The organism is Paraburkholderia sp. SIMBA_054 (assembly GCF_046534875.1).
GTDB lineage: Bacteria > Pseudomonadota > Gammaproteobacteria > Burkholderiales > Burkholderiaceae > Paraburkholderia > Paraburkholderia hospita.
This window is the reverse complement of sequence record NZ_JAWRXV010000854.1, coordinates 1-269: the sequence shown is the minus strand read 5'-3', so window position 1 is coordinate 269 and position 269 is coordinate 1. Positions and strand designations below refer to the sequence as shown.

Below are 269 nucleotides of genomic sequence, written 5' to 3'. Positions count from 1 at the left end.
CCATGCGAGCGCCGGACCATGGTGCACTGCGCCCCTGGCGCTTCGCGCTGATTCGCGACGACGCGCGCGCCGATTTCGGCGAAGTCCTCGTCGATGTCGCGGCGCGACGCGAACCGGCAACGCCTCGCGCAGATCACGAGCAACGGCGGCAACTCGCGTACACGGCGCCGCTCGTGATCGTCATAGCCGCGGCGCCGGTTCCCAATTCGCACATTCCCGAATCGGAGCAACTGCTCGCGGTCGGCGCGGCGGTCATGAACATGCTCAAC

Annotated in this window: 1 protein-coding gene; it reads left to right on the top strand. The window is 68.0% G+C overall.

Going from position 1 to position 269, the window contains the following annotated elements; genetic code table 11:
• On the top strand, positions 1–269 hold a 269-nt coding region (locus SB822_RS57530), incomplete at both ends, for a nitroreductase family protein (protein ID WP_410859166.1).